At 39.1% G+C, this 750-nt stretch carries 1 protein-coding gene; it reads right to left on the reverse strand.

What is annotated here, in order from left to right; all coding sequences use genetic code 11:
- Window positions 1-269: 269 nt before the first annotated feature.
- Entirely contained in the window at window positions 270-650 is a 381-nt protein-coding gene (locus N9I19_RS24990; RefSeq protein WP_284468977.1) for a hypothetical protein, read from the reverse strand.
- Window positions 651-750: the final 100 nt, after the last annotated feature.

A 750-nucleotide genomic window follows, 5' to 3' on the forward strand; every position in this document is an offset into this window, starting at 1 on the left:
GTAGATTCTCCTCAAATGTAGTATCTGTAGTCTACTTGACCTTAAAAATTCTGTCCAACTAAGTGTAGCCTATTCAAGCGTCAGGAAAATGCGTATGTACAACGTTAAGCATATTTTCCTGGCGACTACCCTGATTTTAACAACATTAAGAAGGTCTTAATGGTCATAACGAAACTACTGAGACAACATCTTCCAAATTAAAGGAGATGAATAAATAAACCCTTCTATTCGCTGCCGGAGGCTTGTTTGTCGCTATTAGGAATTACGGATTATTTCATATAGATTACTACAAGCATCCATAAAGCCAAAGCACCAACGATAGCAAGTGCTATACGCGTAGATAGTATCCGTACTTCAAAGTCGGTTTTCTTGGATGGTTCAGGATATGCAATTACGTAAATTCCCTTTAATAGTGCGAGCCATGCAATGACTGTGATGAATCCCAGCCAGTTGAGTGCCCATACATTATGCAGGATAACAGTGCCTAATCCTAGGAAAATCGATAGAAAGCCATACATAATCCCAAATCCTCTGTCCTCGACCACTAATCTTTTCAGTTCACGTAGAACTGATGGACGTACGAAAAGTATTCCCGATACGATAACCGTCATCCATCCCCAAAACAGTCCTAAAAAGGTGCTTGCTTCCATTAGTATTTCACTCCTTTCAGTTATATTTATATTTCAGGTATTTCCCCTTTTAGAACATTGTCAGCACCTTCATGTGTAAGACCTTATTATGAGGTCTTAC

Origin of the sequence: Peribacillus sp. CSMR9, from assembly GCF_033141925.1 — a bacterium.
Lineage (GTDB): Bacteria > Bacillota > Bacilli > Bacillales > DSM-1321 > Peribacillus > Peribacillus simplex_A.

Excerpts from the sequence above, each read along its gene's own strand:
- N9I19_RS24990 (WP_284468977.1), bottom strand. The coding sequence starts at position 650 with ATGGAAGCAAGCACCTTTTTAGGACTGTTTTGGGGATGGATGACGGTT.